General features: G+C 65.8%; 19 protein-coding genes. 10 read left to right on the forward strand and 9 right to left on the reverse strand.

What is annotated here, in order from left to right; genetic code table 11:
- Positions 1-10 precede the first annotated feature (10 nt).
- Both AAFN88_RS01270 and AAFN88_RS01275 read right to left on the reverse strand, forming a co-directional pair.
- On the reverse strand, positions 11-1,621 hold the full coding sequence (locus AAFN88_RS01270; RefSeq protein ID WP_347517690.1) for a choline dehydrogenase: 1,611 nt from the start codon (positions 1,619-1,621) through the stop codon (positions 11-13).
- An 82-nt stretch (positions 1,622-1,703) separates the two neighbouring features.
- The gene (locus AAFN88_RS01275) at positions 1,704-2,444 is read right to left on the reverse strand and encodes a GntR family transcriptional regulator (RefSeq protein ID WP_347517691.1); all 741 of its coding nucleotides are present in this window, start codon (positions 2,442-2,444) and stop codon (positions 1,704-1,706) included.
- Between the two features lie 276 nt (positions 2,445-2,720).
- On the opposite strand from AAFN88_RS01275, the gene AAFN88_RS01280 reads away from it, so the two are divergent.
- The 5 genes from AAFN88_RS01280 to AAFN88_RS01300 all read left to right on the forward strand — a co-directional run bounded on the left by AAFN88_RS01280 (position 2,721) and on the right by AAFN88_RS01300 (position 9,257).
- A complete protein-coding gene (locus AAFN88_RS01280) occupies positions 2,721-3,845 on the forward strand; it encodes an extracellular solute-binding protein (protein WP_347517692.1) in 1,125 nt (374 codons plus the stop codon).
- A 13-nt stretch (positions 3,846-3,858) separates the two neighbouring features.
- The gene (locus tag AAFN88_RS01285) at positions 3,859-4,950 is read left to right on the forward strand and encodes an ABC transporter ATP-binding protein (RefSeq protein ID WP_347517693.1); all 1,092 of its coding nucleotides are present in this window, start codon (positions 3,859-3,861) and stop codon (positions 4,948-4,950) included.
- Positions 4,943-6,703: an ABC transporter permease subunit gene (locus tag AAFN88_RS01290; RefSeq protein ID WP_347517694.1), complete on the forward strand. Its 1,761-nt coding sequence runs from the start codon at positions 4,943-4,945 to the stop codon at positions 6,701-6,703. The genes AAFN88_RS01285 and AAFN88_RS01290 overlap by 8 nt, the downstream gene beginning before the upstream one ends.
- 65 nt (positions 6,704-6,768) lie before the next feature.
- Complete coding sequence (locus tag AAFN88_RS01295) at positions 6,769-7,698, forward strand: dihydrodipicolinate synthase family protein (protein WP_347517695.1); 930 nt, start codon at positions 6,769-6,771, stop codon at positions 7,696-7,698.
- A gap of 41 nt (positions 7,699-7,739) precedes the next feature.
- Entirely contained in the window at positions 7,740-9,257 is a 1,518-nt protein-coding gene (locus tag AAFN88_RS01300) for an aldehyde dehydrogenase (protein ID WP_347517696.1), read from the forward strand.
- Between the two features lie 251 nt (positions 9,258-9,508).
- On the opposite strand, the gene AAFN88_RS01305 is transcribed toward AAFN88_RS01300, so the two are convergent.
- Genes AAFN88_RS01305 through AAFN88_RS01335 form a run of 7 tightly spaced genes read right to left on the reverse strand, consistent with a single transcriptional unit; the run spans position 9,509 to position 17,708 of the window.
- A complete protein-coding gene (locus AAFN88_RS01305; protein ID WP_347517697.1) occupies positions 9,509-10,282 on the reverse strand; it encodes a DUF1028 domain-containing protein in 774 nt (257 codons plus the stop codon).
- Between the two features lie 21 nt (positions 10,283-10,303).
- A complete protein-coding gene (locus AAFN88_RS01310; RefSeq protein WP_347517698.1) occupies positions 10,304-12,112 on the reverse strand; it encodes a gamma-glutamyltransferase family protein in 1,809 nt (602 codons plus the stop codon).
- Between the two features lie 50 nt (positions 12,113-12,162).
- Positions 12,163-13,041, reverse strand: a complete 879-nt coding sequence (locus AAFN88_RS01315) for an ABC transporter permease (RefSeq protein ID WP_347517699.1) — start codon at positions 13,039-13,041, stop codon at positions 12,163-12,165.
- A complete protein-coding gene (locus AAFN88_RS01320) occupies positions 13,038-14,003 on the reverse strand; it encodes an ABC transporter permease (protein WP_347517700.1) in 966 nt (321 codons plus the stop codon). The genes AAFN88_RS01315 and AAFN88_RS01320 overlap by 4 nt, the downstream gene beginning before the upstream one ends.
- A gap of 36 nt (positions 14,004-14,039) precedes the next feature.
- A complete protein-coding gene (locus AAFN88_RS01325) occupies positions 14,040-15,560 on the reverse strand; it encodes an ABC transporter substrate-binding protein (protein WP_347517701.1) in 1,521 nt (506 codons plus the stop codon).
- Positions 15,553-16,698 (reverse strand): oligopeptide/dipeptide ABC transporter ATP-binding protein, encoded by a 1,146-nt coding sequence (locus AAFN88_RS01330; protein ID WP_347517702.1) that lies wholly within the window; start codon positions 16,696-16,698, stop codon positions 15,553-15,555. The genes AAFN88_RS01325 and AAFN88_RS01330 overlap by 8 nt, the downstream gene beginning before the upstream one ends.
- Positions 16,695-17,708 carry an ABC transporter ATP-binding protein gene (locus AAFN88_RS01335; RefSeq protein ID WP_347517703.1) on the reverse strand — a complete coding sequence of 338 codons (1,014 nt, stop codon included), beginning with the start codon at positions 17,706-17,708 and terminating at the stop codon, positions 16,695-16,697. Before AAFN88_RS01335 ends, AAFN88_RS01330 begins: the two co-directional genes overlap by 4 nt.
- Before the next feature lie 253 nt (positions 17,709-17,961).
- On the opposite strand from AAFN88_RS01335, the gene AAFN88_RS01340 reads away from it, so the two are divergent.
- The 5 genes from AAFN88_RS01340 (at position 17,962) to AAFN88_RS01360 (ending at position 23,083) form a co-directional block, all read left to right on the forward strand.
- Positions 17,962-18,684 (forward strand): GntR family transcriptional regulator, encoded by a 723-nt coding sequence (locus AAFN88_RS01340; RefSeq protein ID WP_347517704.1) that lies wholly within the window; start codon positions 17,962-17,964, stop codon positions 18,682-18,684.
- A 294-nt stretch (positions 18,685-18,978) separates the two neighbouring features.
- Entirely contained in the window at positions 18,979-19,776 is a 798-nt protein-coding gene (locus tag AAFN88_RS01345; protein ID WP_347517705.1) for an aspartate dehydrogenase, read from the forward strand.
- A gap of 256 nt (positions 19,777-20,032) precedes the next feature.
- Positions 20,033-20,830, forward strand: coding sequence for an alpha/beta hydrolase (locus AAFN88_RS01350; RefSeq protein WP_347517706.1), 798 nt, complete (start codon positions 20,033-20,035; stop codon positions 20,828-20,830).
- Between the two features lie 118 nt (positions 20,831-20,948).
- Positions 20,949-22,148 carry a substrate-binding protein gene (locus AAFN88_RS01355; RefSeq protein ID WP_347517707.1) on the forward strand — a complete coding sequence of 400 codons (1,200 nt, stop codon included), beginning with the start codon at positions 20,949-20,951 and terminating at the stop codon, positions 22,146-22,148.
- A gap of 80 nt (positions 22,149-22,228) precedes the next feature.
- Positions 22,229-23,083, forward strand: coding sequence for a hypothetical protein (locus AAFN88_RS01360; protein ID WP_347517708.1), 855 nt, complete (start codon positions 22,229-22,231; stop codon positions 23,081-23,083).

Raw genomic sequence — 23,083 nt, forward strand, 5'->3', positions numbered from 1 at the left:
TCCGTTTCTGTCAGGCAGATCGCACCGTCTCGCCGCGAATGGCGTCTGCGATCTTCTCGGCGGCCATGATGGTTGGCGCATTGGTGTTGCCGGTAATGATCCTCGGGAAGATGGAGGCGTCGGCGACGCGCAGCCCCTCCATGCCGTGCACCCGGCCTTCGGCGTCGGTGACGGCGAGGTCGTCCGCCCCCATCCGGCAGGTGCAGGAGGCGTGATAGCCGCTGTAGCCGGAGGCCCGTATCCAGGCCTCGATCTCGGAGTCGCTGGCCGCGCCGGCGCCCGGCCCGGTCTCGTCGCCGCGCAGTTCGTCCCAGGCCGGCTGACGGATCACCTCGCGGGTCCGCCGGATGCCGTCGATAAGCTGGCGAACCTCGCTCTGATGACTGAGGAAGTTGAAACGGATGACCGGCTTGGCTGCGGGGTCGCGCGACCGAAGCGAAACCGAGCCCGTGCTTTCGGGGCGCATCAGGCTCATGAAATACTGAAAGCCGTGCATGACGGAGGGGCTGCCCTGATGGAATTCTCCGAGCATGGGCAGGAATTCATACTGCATGTTGACGTAGTCCACCTCCGGACTGCTCTTGATGAAGCCGCCGACCTCGAAGTGGTTGGTGGCGCCCAACCCGCCCTTCGTCAGCAGCCACCGCGCGGCGACCATATAGCGGCCGAACGGACCTAGCTGACTGGCCGGCGAGACCGGTTTGCGAATGTGGTGCTGAATGAAAACGACCAGATGATCCTGGAGCGACTGGCCGACCCCGGGCAGGTCCAGCTTGACCTCGATATCGTGCTGCCTCAGATGGTCCCGGGGGCCGATCCCGGAAAGCATCATCAGCTGCGGAGACCCGAAAGCGCCCGCGCAGAGGATGACTTCGCGCGCCGCCTCGACACGGCTCTGCGCGCCGTTCTTCGACAGCTTCACGCCGGTGACACGGTTCCCGGACGTTTCGAGGCCTGTCACCAGGGCGTTGGTGCGTATCTCGAGGTTGGGCCGCCCGCGGGCTCCGCGCAGATAGGCGTTGGAGGTGCTGCTTCGGCGCCCCCGGAAAGTCGTGCTTTGGGCGACATTGACTCCCTCCTGCTCGGCGCCGTTGGGGTCGTCGTTCAGCGGCTCGCCCGCCTGTTGACCCGCCTCCAGGAATGCCTGGTAGAGCGGGTTTTCCGCCTTGGCCCGGGACACCGCCAGGGGGCCGCTTCTGCCTCTGTAGGCATCGTCGCCGCCGTCGAAGCTCTCCATTTTCCTGAAGTAGGGGAGACATTTGTCGTAGGACCAATCCGTCAGCCCCGACAAGGCCCAGCGATCGAAGTCGCGGCGATTGCCGCGCACGAAGACCATACCGTTGATGGAGGAGGACCCGCCCAGGCAGCGGCCCCGGGGCTGGTCGATCCGCTGGCCGTTCAGGCCGGGCTCCGGCTCGCTCTCGAACGCCCAGTTCAACGTCTTGCTGTGCAGCGGCAGGGCGAGCGCGGCCGGCATTTGGACCATCGGGCTGCGGTCGCTTCCCCCGGCCTCGATCAGCAGAACCCTGTTGCTCGGCACCTCCGAAAGGCGCGCGGCCATGACGCAGCCCGCCGAGCCCGCACCCACAACAACGTAATCGAATGTCTCTTGACGTGACAACGCCGGCCTCCGGTCTTCGGATTCCTCCGAAACTCCGGACCGGCCTGGCTCTGCGACCCCGCGGCAGGGTCGCGGCGCCACGTCAATCGGAGCTGGAAGAAGAAACTTTGAAATCGGCCGTTCGGCGGACGCCGAGACAGCTCAGGAATCGGTCGCTGACCTGACCGGCGTGCTCGTGGGCGCGCTTTTCGGCCAGGTCGGCATTCCGGTCTTCGATCGCATTGAGGATCTGCACGTGCTCGTCGTTGAATTCCGGCGGCAGCCAATCGTCGAAGGACCTGAAGTAGATACGCTGGATTCGACGCCCCTCGTCCAGCAGCCGGGTCAGGTAATCGGTGAAATACCGATTCTTGCCGGCATTGGCGATGGCGATATGAAAATTGCGGTTCGCCTCGATCATCGCCAGCACGTCGCGGCCCGCGATCGCCGCCTCGAACTCGTCCTGGCGGCGCCTGATCCGGTCGAGGTCTTCCTCTGTTCGACACACCGCGGCCAAGCGGGTCGTGATCCGCTGGATCACGTCCAACGCGTCGATGTACTCCGGAAAGCCTTCCAGGTTCAGCGGCGAGACGAGCGTGTTCTTGTTGGGAAGCGTGGTCACCAGGCCTTCCGACGACAGGCGGATCAGCGCTTCGCGTACGGGCACGCGCGACATACCGAAGCGGGCCCCGAGCGTGGCTTCCTCCAGCAGCGCGCCAGGCTGGAGCTCGAGCTCGAGGATCTCCTTCCTGAGCACTTCGTACACCCGCTGTGCGCTGCCGCCCCGCGACTTCGTCTTCGTCGTGGGGGCTTTGCCAGCCTTTCGTTCCAGCGCCGTCGTCATCGATTTGCTCCTGGGCGAGGTTCAACCGGGGTTAACCCAGTATACACCGGCGATTGCAGGATCGATGGCGCCCAAGCGTGGTCTTTTGGATAAAAGATCATTGTAAAATAAAATACAGTTTGTATACTGTTGTCAAGAAAATCAAATGCCCCATGAGAAAATCAAGCAATAACAAATAATTAAAAGCAATCTCGCACGAGCGCACCCGCGCCATCCTAGGAGCTGATCCGAACTGAATCGGACCCTCGAAGAGGTTGAACAACGGAGGTACAACGAATGACGATCCAAAAAACTGATCCCGCCTGGGCCCGGGGCGCAATCAGCCGGCGCCGGGCCTTGCAACTGGGGGCGGGCAGCGCCCTGGCCCTGAGTTTCGGCGCGTTGTCCGGCGGCAAGTCGATGGCCGCGAGCGAGGTCACTCTGTTTACCTGGGAGACCTACCACGAGCCCGACTGGGTCCAGGCCTATCAGCAGGCCTCCGGCGTCAAGGTCAACGTCGTCAACACCGGTTCGGTTGACGAGATGTATGCACAGACCCGCTCCGGCTCGGTGAAGGCGGATGTCCTGTACTTCGATACCGGCTCCTTCCCACGCTACATCGACGCCGGGCTGATCGCACCCTTCGACGCGGCGCAGGTTCCCAATCGCAAGAACGTCAGCAAGACGATGGGGTGGGAAGAAAAATGCACGGTCGGCGGCAAGCTGTGGGGCATTCCCTATAACTGGGGCACCCAGCCGCTGATGTACGACAAGCGCGCCACCGACGGCGAGCCCCTAACCTGGGCCGCGCTTTGGGACAAGAAGTACAAAGGCAAGGTCAACATGTTTGACGATGCCTACATCACCATCCCGATGATCGCGCTCTATGTCGGGGCCGCCGATCCGTTCAACATGTCGGACAAGGAATTCGAAGAAGTGCGCAAGGCGCTCAAGGCGCTTCGCCCTCAGGTCCGCACCATCGCCCGCGGCTTCGACGACGCGACCAACATCTATGCTTCCGGCGAGGCGGTGATCGGATACTGCCAGAACATCGCCATCGTCAACGACCTGCAGGCCAAGGGGCTGCCCTTCGCCTACTCGTTCCCCGACGAAGGCACGCCAACCTGGATCGACTGTTCCGTCGTGACCGAACAGGGCAACCGCCCGGAGGTCTACTCCTTCATCGACGCGAACCTGACCCCCGAATGGCAGGTCCGCATGACGGAGTTTTCGCTCAACAACGGCGTTCTGTCCGCGGAGGTCGCAGAGGGCGCCGGCCTGTCCGGAGAGGTCATCAAGAAAACGAATATCGCAGACCAGGCTCAGGATGGCTTCTGGGACAAGATGGTCGTGTTCCAGCCGCCCGAAGATATCGACCGCAGGCTCGAGGTCTGGAACGATTTCAAAGCCGGCACCCTCTGAGGGGAAAGTGACCTTGGACGAACTCTCGAAGATTGAGGGTCGGGCACCCGCGGAGCCGATCGTTCGGCTCCGCGGGGTTTCCCGCAGCTACTCTCCCGATTCGCCCCCGGCACTGATGCCGACCGACCTCGATATCGGCGCAGGAGAGTTCTTCTCGTTGCTCGGGCCCAGCGGGTCCGGGAAAACCACCACGCTCCGGCTGATCGCCGGATTCGAGATGCCGGACAGCGGCAGCGTCGAAATCAGCGGCGCCGACGTTACCCGGAAGCCGCCCTACAGGCGCAACGTGAACACGGTCTTTCAGAGTTACGCGCTGTTCCCGCACATGACCGTGCAGCAGAACGTCGCCTATCCGCTGAAGATGGCGAAAGAGAGCGGCGGCCGCGCCGCCCAAAAAGTCGGCGAAGCGCTGGAACTGGTCAGCATGAACGGCTACGAGGACCGTTTGCCGCACATGCTCTCCGGCGGGCAGCGCCAGCGCATTGCTCTCGCGCGCGCGATCGTCGGGCGGCCGAAAGTGCTGCTGCTCGACGAGCCGCTCGGCGCGCTCGACCTCAAGCTCCGCCAGCAGATGCAGGTCGTACTGGTCAACCTTCAGCGCGATCTCGGCATCACCTTCGTCTACGTGACCCACGATCAGGGTGAGGCCCTGTCCATGTCCGACCGCCTCGCCGTGATGAGCGAGGGACGGGTCGAGCAGATCGGGACCCCTTGGGACGTCTACTACGCCCCGCACAATTCCTTCGTCGCCGATTTCATCGGCCAGGCGAACATCATCCAATCCACGATCGCCGGCGGCACGATCAGCTTTGGCGCCGCCGCGCTGCCGTCTCCGGCCGGAACGGCGGAGGGCCAACGCCGGATCGCGCTCCGCTATGAAGCGATTGCACTGGCCGCCGCACAGGCGCCTTTGGAGGCCGACGCCGTGATCGACGGGGTCGTCGAGGACGTGCTGTTCCTCGGCAGCAATGTCGAGTACGTGCTTTCGGCGCTCGATCTCAAGCTGACCGCGCTCGCACGCTCGAAGCGGGACGGCATCTTCAAGCGTGGCGAGAAAGTGAAGATCGGCATGAACGCCTCGGACCTGGTCCTGCTTGATGACTGAGGCGGCGGCCAAGGAAACGGTGCGCCCGGCGCCGGCCCGCCCCGCCGCCGGCGTGTTGCGCCGTTTGCCGGCCGCACCGCTATACTTCTGGCTCGCCGCGCTCGTCATCGCGCCGAACATCCTGCTGTTCGCCACCAGCTTCCTGTCTTCCTCCGGCGGCGTGCTGGTCTATGAATTCTCCCTCGCCAACTACGCACGCGCGCTCGGTTCCGACACGGTCCGGCTGCTGATCCTGCGGACCATCCTGACGGCGCTTGCGGCGGCATCCCTCGCGACGCTGGTCGCCTACCCCCTGGCCTACTATGTCAGCCGGCATCTCGGCCGCTACAAGCTTCTGGCGGTCATGCTGGTCGTCATCCCGCTCTGGGTCAGCCTCCTCATCCGGGCCTTCGCCTGGCGGATCATACTGGGTGAAAACGGCGTCCTGAACTCCTTCCTCGTCAACCTCGGACTCCTCGACGCTCCCAGCGACGCTTTTCTCTATACGCGCTTCGCCGTCATCCTGGCCTTGACCTACATGGCGATCCCCTACGTCTTCATTTCCGCCTACACCGCACTGGAGCGCGTCCCCAACAGCCTGCTGGAAGCCTCCTACGACAACGGAGCGACGCCGTTCCGGACCCTGCTGCATGTCGTATGGCCGCTCTCGAAGCAGGGCGTCGCGATCGGCTTCTGCCTGGCCTTCCTGCTGGCCGTCGGCGACTACCTGACACCGACCATGGTCGGCGGCCTCGACGGCACCATGGTCGGGATGGTCGTCGCCTCCCAGTTCGGCCTGGCCGGAAACTGGCCCTATGGATCGGCGATGGCGATCGTGCTGATGATGGCGGTCTCTCTGGTCTTGCTCGCTGTCACCTATTTCTCGCGGGGAAGAGGCATCCTGCAGGATGTCGATGCCGGCGCGGGCGCCCCTCCCCGGCAGCCGGACCGTAGCCTCGGCGGCCTCGTCAAGAGCCTCGGCGCCAAGGTTCTCCTCCTGCTGCCCTATGTCTACCTCTACCTGCCGCTCCTGATCATCGGCGTCTTTTCCTTCAACGACTCCGAGATTCAAGCCATGCCGCTCGGCGGGTTCACGATGCGGTGGTATGTCGAGCTGATTGGCGACAGCGGTCTGATCGAAGCCTTTCAGCGCACCCTGCTGGTCGCCGGCATCACCGTCGGCGTGGCCCTGGTCGCCGGGGTCGGCTTCGCCATGCTGTTCGCCTACCTGCGCATTCGCTGGGCCGGCGCGATCCAGGGCCTGCTCGCCATGCCGGTCGCCATCCCCGGGATCGTACTCGGCATTTCCATGGTCATCGCCTGCCAGTTCGTCGGCATCGAGCCCGGCATTCCACGGGTCGTCGTCGGGCACTCGACTTTCGTCATGCCGGTGATGATGCTGATCGTGCTGTCGCGCCTCAAGCGTTTGGATCCGTCCTACGTGCAGGCCTCCATGGATCTCGGCGCGAACTACGTCCAGACCTTCCGCTACGTTCTCTTCCCGATGATACGGTCCGCCGTGATCGGCGGCGGCCTGCTGGGCTTCACGCTCTCGGTCGACGAGGTGATCGTATCGCTGTTCCTGACCGGAATCGAGCCGACCCTGCCGGTTTACGTCTGGAACCAGATGCGGTTCGGCTTCACGCCAAGCGTGAATGCGATCTTCACGGCCATCGGGCTCGTGTCGCTCGGGCTGGTTCTCCTGGCCATCTTCTTCATGAATCGCAGCGCCGCGGGAAAGAACGGCACGCCGGAGTGGCTGTCCGTTCGATAACCATCTGAAAAGCCGTACCGAAGACGACAGCTCGGAGGTCGGTTCGCCCTGTTAGGAGCAAAGCCATGCAGTTTCGAGGCATCTACGTCCCCGTGATCACACCCTTCAACCCGGATCTTTCGCTGAACCGGGATCAGTGGGCTCAGATGGTCGACCATCTGATCAGCCGCGGCGTCCATGGGCTGATCGTGGGCGGCACGACCGGCGAGGTCTACGCGCTCTCCAAGGAGGAGCGCCTGCAGCAGTTCGCCTGGGCCTCGGACATCATCGGCACGCGTGTCCCCTGGCTGGCCGGCGTCAATGACATGACGACCGCGGGCGCGGCGGCCTACGCCCGCGCGGCGCGGGATGCCGGAGCCGACGGCTTGCTCGTGGCGGCGCCGCCCTACTCCCAGCCCACCGATCGGGAGCTGGCAAGCCACGTCCTGGAGATCGATCACACCGCCGACCTGCCGATCATGCTCTACAACTACCCCGGCCGCACCGGCGCGATGATGGGCGAGGAGTTCCTGTCCCGCGTCGGCCGCAGCCGCAACGTTCAGGCGATCAAGGAGAGCAGCGGGGAGATCGACCGGCTGCATCTGCTGGCGCGCGATTTCCAGCACCTTCAGTTGAGTTGCGGCGCCGACGACCAGGCCCTCGAGTTCTTCGCCTGGGGCGCCCAGAGCTGGGTCTGCGCCGCCGCCAATTGCCTGATCGACGAAACCATCGCGCTGTATCGGGTTTGCGTCGAGGAGGGCGATTTCGTCAAAGGCCGCCGGATCATGTCCGCCCTGCTGCCGACCATGAGCACCCTGGAACGCGGCGGAAAGTTCATCCAGTGCGTCAAGTACGGCTGCGAACTGCAAGGGCTGCCCGCGGGCGGCGCCCGCCAGCCCCTGCGCCCCCTCGAAAAGGAGCTCAAGCGGCGCATGCGCCAGGTCATGGAGACCGCGCGGACCGGTGTCGCCCAGATTCTCGCTGACGGTTCCGGCCGGAAGGCCAAGGCCGCCTGATCCACCGTCACGACTCCCATCCGGAAACCGAAGAGGAAGAGATGTCCGAACTCCTGACCCGCGACGACTATCAATCCATCGCCAATACCATCAAGTGGCCCACGCAGGCCTTCGTCGACGGCAAGTTCATGCCGGCCAAGAGCGGCTCCGTCATGCCCACGGTCAACCCGGCGACCGGCGAGGTCATCGCCGAGATCGCCGCCTGCGAGGCCGAGGATGTCGATTTCGCTGTGACCAAGGCGCGCGAAGCCTTCGAGCGCGGCGACTGGTCGCGCCTGCACCCCGCAGAGCGCAAGGAGATCATGATACGGCTCTGCAAGCTGCTGACGCGGCACGAGAGGGAGCTGGCCGTTCTCGAAAGCGTCGAAAGCGGCAAGCCGATCTCCGACTGCGTCGGCGGAGACCTGCCCGACACCATCCACACCCTCAAGTGGCACGCCGAGACCGCCGACAAGATCTACGACGAGCTTTCGCCCTCGGGCAGCGACGCCGTCGGCATGATCGTTCGCGAACCGATCGGCGTGGTGGGCTGCGTGGTTCCCTGGAATTTTCCGCTGGGGACGCTGTCCTGGAAGCTCGGCCCGGCCCTGGCGGCGGGCAACAGCATCGTCGTCAAGCCCGCCGAGCAGACCAACATGACGGCCCTGCGGCTGGCCGAACTGGCGCTCGAGGCCGGCGTCCCTCCCGGCGTGCTCAACGTGGTCACGGGCTACGGGCACACGGCCGGACAGGCGCTCGGCCTGCACCGCGACGTCAACGCCATCTCCTTCACCGGGTCCACGGAGATCGGCCGCAAGTTCCTGGAATACTCCGCCCAGAGCAACCTGAAGCGGATCGTTCTGGAACTCGGCGGCAAGAGCCCTTCCATCGTCCTCGATGACGCCGAGAACCTCGATTACGTCGCGCAGCAGGTGACGCACGCGGTGTTCTGGAACATGGGCGAGAACTGCACGGCCAACTCCCGGCTCATCGTCCAGCGCGGCATCAAGGACGAACTGATGGCCAAGATCGTCGCGCGCGCCCGGGAGTGGAAGACAGGCTACCCTCTCGACCCTCAAAATCATCTCGGCGCCATGGTCACCAAGGAGCATCTCGACCGGGTCATGGGTTTCGTCGAGGCCGGCAAGAAGGAAGGCGCCGAGGTCGTCGTCGGCGGAGAGCCGATCGACGACGGCAAAGGCGTCTACATGGCACCGACGATCTTCGACGGCGTGACCGCCGGCATGTCGGTGGCGACCGACGAGATCTTCGGCCCGGTGCTCTCGGTCATGACCGTCGAGACCCCGGACGAGGCCGTCAACCTCGCCAACGACTCCGACTATGGCCTGCAGGCTTCGCTCTTCACGTCCAGCGTGACGCGGGCCCATCGCTACGCCCGGGCCATCCAGGCCGGTACCGTGACGGTCAATTGCTACGGCGAGGGCGATATCACGACGCCCTTCGGCGGCTTCAAGATGTCAGGCTTCGGCGGCCGGGACAACTCGTTCCAGGCCCACAATCAGTACACCGAGACCAAGACCATCTGGATCGACCTCGCCGATCACGTCGAGGCGGTCTGAGGCCGGGGGAGACCGCGGCCCCAGGCGTCACGCCGGGGGTCACGCGCCGCAACGGCCGGGACCGCGGCGCAGCGGCGGAGCAATGACACCAAGCAGGTTGCCTGCGCCAGGCCGGCGGCGCAGGCAGCCGCTCTCCCGCCGAGCTCTCGGCAAAGGATCGCCCCGGCGGGGGACTTCCCCGCAGCGGGCCCGGAGAGAGCGGAACCGAAGGGTCCGCAACCGGATCTCCCCACCCAAAAAATCAATCGCGTTCAGGCGCCCCTGGGAGGCGCGACGGGACTGCCCGTGGCGAAGGACGCCGACGCCCGGCCCTCCGCGCGCCGCGCCGCCTCCAGATCGGCAATACGGCGGTCCACCTCGCTGCGGTCGCGCACGCCGGAAAGATTGTCCGCCGTCGGCAGAAGTTCGGCGAACAGCAGAAAGCGCTCCTGCGCGACCGCATAGAGGCGCCGCAGCTCCGGCAGGGGATCGGCATGATCGTCGGCGCGAATATCGATCCAGGGATAGGCCTCGCCCCGGACGATCTTCAAGGCCGCCGACTGCTTGCCGCGCCGGTCGCCGCCGGCCGCCTCGCCCGCTTCCATGGCCGTCAGCAGGCGTTCGACGAAGGGCAGCGCCGCGTTCTTCGTATAGGCGCGCAGCGTTGCCTCCACCACCTCCGGCCCCGCCAGCATGTTGCCGGCCACCGAAACACCCTCGGCCATCAAGTGCCCGGCCCAATCGACGCATCGATCGCCGGTGAAGGCGGCGCCGCGGCCCTGCGCATCGATCAGATGGACCTGGCGCTGCTGCCGTCCGGCGTCCTCTCCGGTGATGGCCTGCAAGGTCTCTTCGGCGCTTTGACCCCGGGCAAGCAGATCGATTCCCCGGGCGCCGTAGATCGGGTTGATGAGGGCCTGGGTGGCGATGGCGCCGGCACCGCCGCGCAGATGCGGCACCAGGGCGCCGACGGCGAAAAAGCGGCTGGCCACGGCAACGCCATAGGCTCCCGTCCCGGCATCGCGGGCGACGATGGAATAGGTCATCGCAGTCTCCTTTCTCTCCGCCTAGCGGCCCACGGCATAGGCCTGCATGAGCCGCGGCGTCGCCGCGGCCTTCAGCACACCGTCGGCCTCGCGGCGGGCACCGGTGAGGCGGCCGACGGACCAGGGCTCGGCTTCCTCCACGGAATGACCGCGCTGGCGCAGGGCCTCAAGTGCCGACGGGCCGACCGTCTCCTCGATCATGATATGACCCGGTTGACGTTGGCGCGGATAGAACGAGGCCGGGAAGTGGGTGGTGTGGAACAGCGGCAGATCGATGGCCTCCTGCAGGTTCAGCCCGTGGTGGACGACGCGCAGGAAGAAGGGCAGTTGCCACTGGTCCTGCTGATCTCCGCCCGGCGTGCCGAAAACGAAGGCCGGACGCCCTTCGAAAAGGGCGAGGCTGGGCGTCAGTGTGGTCCGCGGGCGCTTGCCGGGAGCCAGGGAGGTCGGCAGCCCCTCGGTCAGCCAGAACATCTGGGCACGCGAGTTCATCTGGAAGCCGAGCCCCGGGATCGTGGGCGAGGATTGCAGCCAGCCGCCCGAGGGCGTGGTCGAGACCATGTTGCCCCAACGGTCGATGACGTCGATGTGGACCGTATCGCCCGGCGCCTCGACCTCTGGCTTCTCCGCGAGGTGCGCCATGGTCGGCTCGTAGACGCCGGTCTGCGAGATGCCGGCGGCCTCGATCACCGCCATGGTTCGGGCAAGCTGGTCCTCGTAACCCGGCAAGGCCCCGGGGCGCAGCTCGAGCGAGGCGCGCTCGGAGATGAGACCGCGCCGTTGATCGTTGTAGTCGTCCGACAACAGTTGCGCCATCGGCACTTCCGCGAAGGCAGGATCGCCGTAGTAGATCTCGCGGTCGGCATAAGCCAGCTTCATCGCCTCGACCACCAGATGGATGAACTCGGGCCCCGCCGGGTCGAGCGCGGCTAGGTCGAACCCCTTCAGCAGCGCCAAGGCCTGCAGCAATACCGGCCCCTGCCCCCAGGGGCCCGTCTTGCAGAGCGTCCAGCCGTGGTAGTCATAGGTCTGCGGCGCCTCGACGCTGGCGCTGTAGGCGGCCAAGTCGTCGCCGGCCAGAACGCCGCCGTGCCTCCCTTCGAGCTGATGCCCATCCTTCAGTTCGGCCGTACGGAAGAAACCGTCCACCGCCTCGGCGATGAAGCCGCGGTAGAAGGTATCGCGCGCCTTCTGGATCTGGGCCTCGCGGCCGGAAGCGCTCTCCGCCTCGCGCAGCAGGCGTTTCCAGGTCTCCGCCAGCACCGGATTGCGGAACAGGCTGTGCGCCGCCGGCGCCGCGCCGCCCGGCAGCCAGGCCGCCGCCGAGCTGGGCCACTCGGCGCGGAAGAAATCGGCAAGGCCGGCGATGGTTTCCGCGACACGCGGCAGCAGCGGGTGGCCGTGCTCGGCATAGTGGATCGCCGGCTCCAGCACGTCGCGCAGGCTCATGCTGCCGTAGTCGCGCAGCATCAGCATCCAGGCGTCGAAGGCGCCGGGGACCACCGTGGCCAGTAAGCCGGAACCGGGAATGAGATCCAGCCCCTCCGCACGATAGCGGTCGAGAGTGGCCGCCGCGGGCGCCGGACCCTGGCCGCAGATAACCTCGACCTTGTCCCTGGCCACGCTGTAGACGATCGCCGGCATGTCGCCACCGGGGCCGTTGAGGTGCGGCTCGACGATCTGCAGCGCGAAACCGGTGGCCACGGCGGCATCGAAGGCGTTGCCGCCGCGCTCCAGGATGCGCATTCCGACCGCGGAGGCGATCCAGTGGGTCGAGGCGACGACGCCGAAGGTGCCGGCAATCTCCGGCCGCGTGGTAAAATCAGACATTTCACATCCTAAGAAAAAGCAAGTTCGAGAATAGCCGGACAGAGCCCGGATCAGGCCTCCCGCGGGTCGAGAGCGTCGCGCAGGCCATCGCCCAGAAGATTGAAACCCAGCACCACGAGAAAGATCGCCGCGCCCGGCCACCAGGCCATCCAGGGAGCCTGGGTCAGAAAATTCTTCGCCACGTTCAGCATGGAGCCCCAGCTCGGTGCCGGCGGCTGCTGTCCGAGGCCGAGGAAGGACAGGGCGGCCTCCAGGATGATCGCCGTGGCAATGGTCAGCGTCGCCTGTACCAGTACCGGTGCGAAGACGTTGGGCAGGATATAGCGCAACATGATGGCGGGATGGCTGAGGCCGATGGCGCGCGCGCCTTCGACATAGTCTTCGGTCTTCACGCTCAGCACCTGCCCGCGCGTAAGGCGCACGAAGATCGGCATGGCCGAAAGGCCGATGGCGATCATCGCGTTGGTGAGACTGGGCCCGAGGAAGGCCGCCAGGGCAACGGCCATGATCAGGAAAGGCATGGCCAGCAGGGCGTCGGTGACGCGGGAGATCGCCTGATCGATCCAGCCGCCGAAGTAGCCGGCGACGAGTCCGAAGGGCACGCCCAGCGCCACCGCAAGCAAGACGGAAATGACGCCGGCGATGAGCGAGGCGCGGGCGCCCCAGATCATGCGCGAGAAGATGTCGCGGCCGATTTCGTCCGTACCCATGAGGTATTCCGGAGAAGGCGGCTTGCGCACCGCCGACCAGCTCGTCGCCGCGGGGTCCGCGATCGGCAACAGCGGCGCCAGCAGCGCGACGACGACGAAGAAGGTCACGATGACGGCGCCGATCAGCGCACTGCGGTGAGCGCGCAGTTTCCGCCAGGCGCGGCTGCCGGTCCGGTAGCGCAGGGCTGCCGGCCCTGCGGTTTCGCTGGCGGCGCTCATAGCGACTCCCTCATGCGCGGGTTGACGACGAAGTAGAGGACATCGGCCACCAGATTGACCAGGATGACGCCCGCCGCGGCGCAGAGCACCACCCCCTGGACGACCGCGTAGTCGCGGGTGAAGACGGCGTCGACGATCAGCTTGCCGAAACCGGGGATGGTGAAGATCTGCTCGGTCAGAACCGCGCCCCCCAGCAGTTCGCCGAACAGCAGCGCGCTCAAGGTCACCACCGGCAGCAGGGCATTGCGGAAGGCGTGCTTGACGATAACCGGCAGCTCTCGCACGCCCTTCGCCCTGGCCGTGCGCACATAATCGGCCTTCAAGACGCCCAGCATGGCCGAACGGGTGTGGCGCATCAAGGTTGCCGCCAGGCCGGTGCCCAGCACGAAGGCCGGCATGATCATGGTCTCCAGGGAGCGCAGCGGATCGACGAAAGGCGATTCGTAGCCCGAGGCCGGCAGCCAGCCGAGCTGTACCGAGACCAGAAGTATCAGCATGATGCCGAGCCAGAAATTGGGAATGGAGAGGCCGGAGAGCGCCACGACATTGGCGGCGTAGTCGATCACCGTGCCTTTCTTCACCGCCGACAGGATGCCGGCCGGCACGCCGATGGCGAAGGCGATGAAGAGCGCCATGGCGGCGAGCTGGATGGTGACCGGCAGCTTGTCGCCGATCAGGTCAAGCACCGGCTGGCTGGTGCGCAGCGAGACGCCGAGGTCGCCTTGCAGGGCGTCCTGAACCCAGTAGGCGTACTGCGCCACGATGGGCTCATTGAGATGGAATTTCTCGCGGATGTACTCGATCGAAGCAGGATCCCGTTCCTCGCCCGCCATGATCAACGCGGGATCGCCCGGCAGCAGCTTCTGCAGGGAGAAGACGAAGACCGACACCAGAATCAAGGTCGGTACCGCGATGGCGAAGCGTCTGACGATGTAGGACAGCATGGCTCGATCGACGTGCAATGGGCGGGGCCCGGCGGATGCCGGGCCCCTGCCGGGTTACGATTTGAACTTTACGTTCTCCAGACGGATCATTCCGTCGGGATAGGCGACGAAACCCTCGACCTTGTTGTCCAGGGCCCAGATCCAGGTCTGGTGGTAGAGGTAGATGATCGGCAGATCCTGCGCGAGGATCTTCCGGGCCGCGTCGTAGTTCGACTTACGCTCGGCGTTGTCGGTGCTGGTGCGCGCGGCGTCCAGCAGCTTGTCGACCTCCGGATTGCAGTACTTCGAGTCGTTGATGCCGCCCTTGCAGGTCATGAACTGGTGGATATTGCCGTCCGGGTCGACACGGCCCGACCAGCCGATCTGGCTGGCCTGGTAGTTGCCGGCCGACTGATCGGAGAGCAGGCTGGCGAACTCCATGGACTTCAGCTTGACGTTGAAGCCGGCCTCGGCGGCCATGGCCTGAACCACCTGCATGACCTGGGTCTGCACCGGATTGTTGGCGACCTGAACTTCAAGGTCGAGCGTCTCGTACCCGGCCTCTTTCATCAGCGCCTTGGCTTTCTCTATGTCGCGCGCCGGGATCGATACCTCCCGGTTGTACCAGGGGCTGTTCGACGGAAAGGACTGATTGCCGGCGGCGAAGGCGCCTTCGAAGACCACCTGGTTGAGGGCCTCACGGTCGATGGAGAGCTCGAAGGCCCGGCGCAGCCGCGCATCCTGGCCGAAGGGATTGTTCGCGCGATCGCCATTGCCGATGTTCACGGTGATGCCCTGATAGCCCAGGCTGACCGCCTCGGCGTACTGCAGGCTGCCGTCCTTCTTCACGGAAGCCGCATCGGTGGCGGCGAGACGCTCCAGCATGTCGAGATCGCCGGCGCGCAGATTGGCGAGGCGCACCGTGGTGTCCGGGATCGGCAGGAAGGTCACCTTGTCGAAGTGGATCGCCGCGGCGTTCCAGTAGTCGGCGAACTTCTCCAGAACGATACGGTCCTGCTGCACGCGCTCGACGAACTTGAAGGGGCCGGAGCAGACCGGGTTGTTGCCGAAGTCGGCGCCGGCCGCCGCCGTGGCGGTGGGCGAGAGCATCATGCCGGCCCGGTCGGCGAGCTGGGCGATCAGGGTCGCATCCGGCTGCGCCAGGGTGAACTGCACCTGATAGGGGCCGGTCGCGGCGACGCTCTGAATCGACTTCACCTCGCTCTTGCGGCGGCTCTCCGGCAGGTTCTTGGAGCGGTCGATATTGGCGACCACCGCTTCGGCATTGAAGGGCGTCCCGTCATGGAAGGTGACGCCCTCGCGCAGGTCCATGGTGAGCGTCTTGCCGTCACCCGACCACGACCAGCCCGCGGCGAGTTGCGGAACGATCTCCAGGTCGGGCGTGATGTCGACCAGCTTGTCGCACAGCGAAGCATAGACGATGCGGCCGACGAAGGTGCGCGACTGATCGGGGTCGAGCACGTCCGGGTCTTCCTGCAGGCCGATACGCAGGTCTGCGGCCAGGACGGAGCCTGCCGCAAGGGGTGAGGCCAGGGCGCTGCCGGCGAGCAGCGCAGCAAAAAGGTACTTATGCATTCTGCGGTTCTCCTCTGAGTGATTGCGACCCGGCAGCCGCGGCTGACCGAAGCCTTTCTTGTTGTTCACTTCTCTCCCGATACAACTGAAAACGCCGCTCGGTGGCGGCCGAGCGGGGCGCCTCCAGGCGCGGCGCCGGGGCCGCCTTCGCCGCCTCCTGCCAGTGGTGGCAGGATACGAAGCGGCCGGCGCCGGTGTCGGCCAGGGCAGGCTTGCGCTCGGCGCAGAGCGGCGTCGCCAAGGGGCAACGCGTATGGAAACGGCAGCCCGGCGGCGGCGCGAGGGGCGAGGGCACGTCGCCGGCCAGGCCCGCTTCCATGGCGCGTCCTTCCGGCGACGGCACCGGGATCGCCCGCATCAGCGCTTGGGTGTAGGGATGCAGTGGTTGGGCGTAGAGGGCGTCGGTCTCGGCCAACTCGACGATCTCGCCAAGATACATGACGGCCACGCGATCGCTCATGTGACGGATCACGGCCAGGTCATGGGCGATGAGGATCAGGGTCAGGTCGAATTCTTCCTTCAGATCCTCGAGAAGGTTGATGACCTGTGCCTGGATCGAAACGTCCAGCGCCGAGACCGGCTCGTCGCCGATCAGCACCTTGGGGCCGCTGGCCAGCGCCCGGGCGATGCCGATGCGCTGGCGCTGGCCGCCGGAGAACTCATGCGGGTAGCGCCCCGCGAAATCCGGGCTAAGACCGACGCGCCGCAGCAGCTCGCCGACGCGCCGGCGACGCTCGGCCTTGGTTCCCAGTCCATGAACGCGCAAGGGTTCCTCGATGAGGGCGCCCACCGTCATACGCGGGTTCAGGGAGGAAAAGGGGTCCTGAAAGACGAACTGCAGGTCCCGGCGCAGGCCGCGCATTTCCGCCTCGGAAAGCGAACCGATATCGCGGTCCTGGTACAGCACCTGGCCGGCGGTCGGGCGGATCAGCCGCACCAGCAGCCGCGCCAGGGTCGACTTTCCGCAGCCGCTTTCTCCCACCACGGCCAGAGTTTCGCCGCGCCGGATGGCAAGGGTGACGCCATCGACGGCCCGCACGACGCGTTTCTCCCCGAACCAGGTCGCCTTGCCGCCGAAGTGGCGGCTGACCTCACGGGTCTCCAGGATGATGCCGGCCTCCGGGGTCCCGCCGCTCATGACGCCGCCTCCGCGAAAGCGGCTTCCAGGGGTGCGTGAACGCAGGCGACGCCGTGCCCGCTCGCGATGTTCCGCAGCGCCGGCGCCGCCTCGCTGCAGACCGGGGTGGCGAAGGGACACCGCGGCGCGAAGCGGCAGCCCGCCGGCATGGCGTCCATCAGCGGAACCATGCCGGGGATCGTGGTCAAGCGGCCGCGCCGCCCGCCCAGCGAGGGCACGGAGTTCATCAGCCCGATGGTGTAGGGGTGCTGGGGATCGTCGAAGATGGCGTCGACCGGACCCTGCTCCACGATATGGCCGGCATACATCACGGCGACGCGGTTGGCGATTTCAGCCACCACCCCCAGGTCGTGGGTGATCATGATCAGCGCCGTGCCGCTCTCGCGCTGCAGGTTGCGGATCAGGTCCAGGATCTGCGCCTGGATGGTGACGTCCAAGGCCGTGGTCGGCTCGTCGGCGATCAGCAGAGCCGGGTCGTTGGCCAGGGCCATGGCGATCATCACCCGCTGTCGCATGCCGCCGGAGAGTTGATGCGGATACTCGTCGAGGCGCTGTGCGGCCGCGGGAATCCGCGCGCGCTCCAACATCTCCAGCGCCCTGGCCCGCGCCGCGCTGCGCGAAACGGCGCGGTGGCGCAGCACGACCTCGGCGATCTGGTCGCCGATACGGTAGACCGGGTTCAGCGAGGTCATCGGCTCCTGAAAGATCATCGAGATGCGGTCGCCCCGAATCTCGCTCATCTGCCGCGGCGCCAGGCGCAGCAGGTCCTGGCCATCGAACACCGCCCGGCCGGCAACCAGCTCGATCGGCGGCATGGGCAGCAGCCCCATGACAGACAGCGCGGTCATCGATTTTCCGCAGCCGCTCTCCCCCACGATGCAGAGGGTCTCCCCCGGCGCGACGGCAAAGGAAACGCCGTCGACGATAGTGGCAGCGGCGCCCTTGACGCGCAGCGTCAGGCCCTCGACCGCCAGCAGAGCGGCAGGGTTCGGCGCAGCGTCAGAGGACATGCTTCGGTCCACCCGAAGATCGCAGCGCCCACCGCCGCCGGCGCCGGACGCAGCCCTCCGGACCCGCCGGGCCGGTGACATCCCACTGCGCGACACGGCCACCGTCGACCGCCAGGCGCCAGCCTTGCTGCATCTGAAAACCCGTCTCCCGTATCGCCAAGCGTCATGTAGAGCGAGGCTTGCCGCGCCCAATTCGACGCGTTATTATTATCAATATTAATAATCTTAGACAGCTCTGGATTCCTGTCAATACGTGACTGAGATCGCACAGATACTCGGCGAGAGCCCTTGGAGGCTGAACCGGCAGCGGAAAGGCAACGCGGTCTATCACGCCCTCAAGCGCGCGATACTGCTGCGCGAGTTGAAGACCGGCGACGCCCTCATCGAACAGCAGATCGGCGGCGCCATGGGCTGCAGCCAGGGGCCGGTGCGCGAGGCGCTGATGCGTCTTGAGCAGGACGGCCTGGTGACGAGGCGGGGGTATCAGGGGACGGCCGTCTCCGACACCTCGGCGGCCGAGGCCGCCCAGATGGCCCAGATCCGCATCGAAATCGAGACGACGGGGATCAAGGTGGCGACGCCGATCGCCGACCCTGCGAAGCTGGATGAGATCGCCGCCCTGCTCCAGGAACTCGAAGCCGCCGAAGACCGCTTGGACTCCTATGCCAAGAGCGACCTCGACCGGGAGTTCCACCTGGCGATTTTCCGCGCCTCCGGCATGCACGCGCTCGAACCGATCCTCCGCCGGTGCTGCCTGCATATGCATCGCTTCACCTTCGGGAACGCCCATCGCGCCGGAGCGACCGCCGCCAACGAGCATGGCAGGGGGCCGGGCCGCGAACAGCACCGGGCCATCTTCGAGGCGATTGCCGGCGGGCGCGCCGACGAGGCCGCCGAGACGATGCGGCAGCACATCAAATCGGTCATCGCCTATTGGGCACCGGACCTCAAAGACGCCATGGACGGCGACGGCTAGCTGCGACAAGGCTGGCAGCGCGGCGCGACGGGAAGCGTCCCGGCGGAACGGGCAAAGTCCACCCCGATCGGAACTCGGCGCCAGCGCCGCCGCGCCGAACCGGCCGCAGTTCGCGAACTGCCTTGCCCTGCCCCATCCGGCTGCCCTAGGATCCGCCCCTCGTCAGGGCGGTTCCGGCAGCCGTCGCGTCGACGGCCCCTCCCCCGCCTCCCGCCGACATCCCCCTTCCGGACGACGCTCATGACTCTTTCCGAAGCTCCACGCCCAGAGAAAGCCGGCGCCAAGCGTATCGCAGTGATCGGTCTCGGCGGCATTGCGCAAACCATCCTTCAGAAGTTCGACACGGCCGGGGAAAACAGCCTGGAATGCGTCGGAGTGATGGTGCGTCAAGGCCGCCTTCCGGCCGCCGGCGACATCCTCGCGGGCCGTTATCGGGCCGTGGACAGGGTCGCCGATCTGCTGAAACTGAGCCCCGACATCGTCGTCGAATGCGCCGGTCAACAAGCTCTGGCGCAGTACGGTGAGGAGATTCTCGCGGCGGGCTGCGACCTGGTCGCGGTTTCGGCGGGCGCCTTCGCCGATCGCGAATTCGAGGCGAGGATGCGCGCCAGCGTCAAGCGGCATCGGGGCCGCATCATGATTCCTTCCGGCGCCATCGCCGGGATGGACGGCCTCACCGCGGCCCTGGGCGCGGAGCTCTTCGAGGTCGTCTATCGCGGGCGAAAGCCCGCCAAGGCCTGGAGCGGCACGCCGGCGGAAACCCTGCTCGACCTTGCCGCGCTGACGAAGGCGGAAACCTTCTTCGAAGGCAACGCGCGGGACGCCGCGCGCGACTATCCCAAGAACGCCAATGTCGCCGCGACCGTCGCGCTCGCGGGGGTCGGCTTCGAGAAGACACGCGTCACGCTGGTCGCCGACCCACACGCGGAGGCCAATGTGCACGAGCTGGAATTTCACGGCGCCTTCGGGCGCATTCGGCTTGAAGTCGCGGGCAAGGCATCGCCCTCCAACCCGAAGACCTCCATGTTGACCGCCTTGAGCCTATGGCAGACCTTGGTCAACGGCGGCAGCGCGCCGATCACCATTTCCTAACCCGATCCGCCCAAACGCAGCGCCGATCCGGCTGCTTCCGGCGCCGGGCACGCGTTCTAATTTAAGCAACCCTACCGTCTATATATTGCTCTTGTCAGATCGCATCGTTGAGCTAGCCTGACCCTGGACTGGCGAGCAGGTCGACTGGAAAAGTGGCCAAATTCAATGCCAAACAACAGGTCGACGAGGCGAAGTTCCGGTCACAACTCGTGGCTGCCGGATGCGCGGCCTCCAACTTATCGGACAGAGCTTCTCCATGGCCTTCGCCTCAAGTAACGGTTGTCGACTTCACTACTCCGTCGAAGGCGGCGGGGAGCCTCTGGTTCTGATTCCCGGACTCGGCGGCAGCGCCCGCCAGCTCTCGCAGATCAGCGAGATCCTGTCCCGCTCCCACCGGGTGATTACGGTCGACCCGCGCGGCGCCGGGCAGAGCGACAAACCCGACCAGCCCTACGACGGCGCGATGCTCGCCGGCGATCTCGCCGCGGTGATGGACGATGCGGATGTCGAAGCGGCGGATGTGATCGGAATTTCCTTCGGCGGGATGATCGCTCAGGAGTTCGCGCTGCGTCACCCGGAGCGCCTGCGTTCCATGGTCCTGGCGTCCAGCTATGCGGCGTCCGACGGTTGGACGGAACGCATGTGGCAGGTCCGCAGCAAGCTGATCGGGGAACTGGGCATGGAGGCCCATTTCTCGCTGGCGCTGATGTTCCTCTTCTCGCCGCGCAGTTTCCGCCGCGACGCCGAAACGATCGCACGCATTGAAAAAGCCTTTCGCGACTCTCCCCCCGATCCCGTCGGCTACGTTCGCCAGCTCGACTTCTGCCGCACCTTCGACGTGACCGGCCGCCTCGGCGCGGTCGCCGCCCCCAGCCTTGTCGTCACCGGCGCCGAGGACATCCTGGCGACTCCCATCCTTGGGCGCGAGCTGGCTCATGCCATTCCGGGGGCCCTCTATCACGAGGAACCGGAAGCGGCCCATCTCTACATGCTCTCACACCCCGAGGCATTCATCAGGACCGTTGAGCAGTTTCTGTCCGGACTGGCCCGCTGACGCCGACGCCTTGTCCGCGACTCCCAACCACCATCCGCAATGACCGACGCGGGCGAGCGCGCGAACGAGATCAGGCAACTCAAACACTATCGAACTGACTAAACAGGAGGCAGAATCAATGGGCAGTAAGAAGAACAGTCTTTCGCGGCGTCAATTCGGCCGGATCGTCGGCGGTACCGCCGTCGCCGGGTCCGTCATGGGCGGCCCCTGGATCATCTCGGCACGCGGCGAAGAGCCGGTGAAGCTGGGCGGTCTCTTCCACCTCACCGGCCCGGGCTCGATCTGGGGCCCGATGATGCAGCAGTGCATGACCCTGGCCGTGGAGCAGATCAACGAGAGCGGCGGCGTTCTAGGGCGCCAGCTGGAGATGATTTCCGAGGACGACGCCACCAGCACGGACGCGGTCATCCAGAAGGGCAACAAGCTGGTGCAGCGGGACGGGGTGAAGGCGCTGTTCGGCGTGGTCTATTCCAGCGTGCGCGCGGCCTTGGCCGCCAACATAGCCGAACGCTATCGGGTGCCCTACTTCTACCCGACATATTGGGAAAGCTCGACCTCCTGCGGGCGCTACTTCGTTTCGATGGGCGCCATTCCCAACCAGCAGCTGGATTTCTTCATTCCCTTCCTGATGGAAAAATTCGGCCCCAACATCTATTGCGTCGGACAGGACTACAACTGGCCCCAGGTTTCCATCGCCTACATCGAAAAGCTGCTCGCCAAGCACGGCGGCAAACTGGTCGGCAAGGAATTCGTGCCCTTCGACCAGAGCGACTGGTCGTCGATCATCCAGCGGGTCAAGCAGTCCAAGCCCGACGTGTTCTTCCCCTTCATCGGGGGCAACGGCCTCGTCGCCTGCCTGAAGCAGTTCTACGACTTCGGCTTCGACGACATCGCCGTCGCCGCGACGCTGATGGACGAGATGTACACCCCGGCCTTCGAGCCGGAACTGCGCAAGGGCATGCACTGCTCGGTTTCCTATCTGATGGAGCAGGACAACCCGGTCAACCGCGCCTTCGTCGGCGCCTTCAAGCAACGCTTCGGCCAGGATGCGGTGCTCAACAACATGGGCGAGGCCCTCTACGACAGCGTCTACGTGTGGAAGCTGGCGGCTGAGAAGGCCGGTACCCTGGACATCGAGAAGACCGTCGACGCTCTCGGCAGCGTCAGCTTCCAGGCTCCCCAGGGTGAAATCTCGATTGACGGCAAGAGCAATCATGCCGCCCTGCATCAGATCATCGCCGAAGTCCGCGCCGACGGCGGATTCGATATTCTGAAAGACTTCGGCAAGGTCGCCGCGGACACCGATTGCTCGGTATAATTGGCTGCCTGCGACGCGCCGCGGGAGGCATCGATCCTCCCGCGGCGCGCGACACTTAAGACTGCTTTACCGAGGCACCTATGGACTCCCTCGTCATTCAGCTCCTCAACGGGCTGAGTATCGCCACCATTCTCATTCTCGTCTCCTTGGGCCTGGCCGTCATTTTCGGCATGCTCGGCGTGATCAACCTCGCGCACGGCGAGTTTTTCATGCTCGGCGCTTACTGCGTCGCCACCGCCTCCAGCCTGGGCGTCTCACCCTGGTGGGGTATCGCCGCCGCGCCGCTGGTTGTCGGCCTGGTCGGCATCGCCGCCCAGCAGACGATCATCCGCCCGCTCTACCGCCGCCCGCTGGACACCTTGCTGGCCACCTGGGGGCTTTCCATCGTCATTCGCCAGATCATGCGCCTAATCTATGGCTCCGGGCAGATGATGTCCGGGTCGATCATCACCGGCAGCACGGATATCTTCGGCATCAGCTACCCGACCTATCGCCTGTTCATCATCGTGGTGACCTGCGCCGTACTGGCTGGCACCTTCCTGCTGTACTTCCGCAGCGACTTCGGCCTGCGCATCCGCATGGTCATCGCGGATCGCACGACCGCCGCCTCCCTGGGCGTGAACACTGCGCAGACCGATCTCTGGGCCTTCGCCATCGCAGCCGCCATGGTCGGCTTCGCCGGCGCGATCATGAGCCCGCTGATCGTCGTGAATCCGGAGATGGGCCTGGAGTATCTCTCGCGCGCCTTCCTGGTCGTCATCGTTGGCGGCATCGGACACCTCTATGGGGCGATCGCCGGCGGCGTGGCGATCGGCGGCGCCGAAGCAACCCTTTCCTTCTTCCTCAGGCCGGTGGTGGCGCAGATCCTGGTGGTGCTCTTCGCCATCGTGCTGATCCGCATCCGGCCGCAAGGCATCACCGGGGGGCGGCGCTGA

This window comes from Pelagibius sp. CAU 1746, from assembly GCF_039839785.1.
GTDB lineage: Bacteria > Pseudomonadota > Alphaproteobacteria > Kiloniellales > Kiloniellaceae > Pelagibius.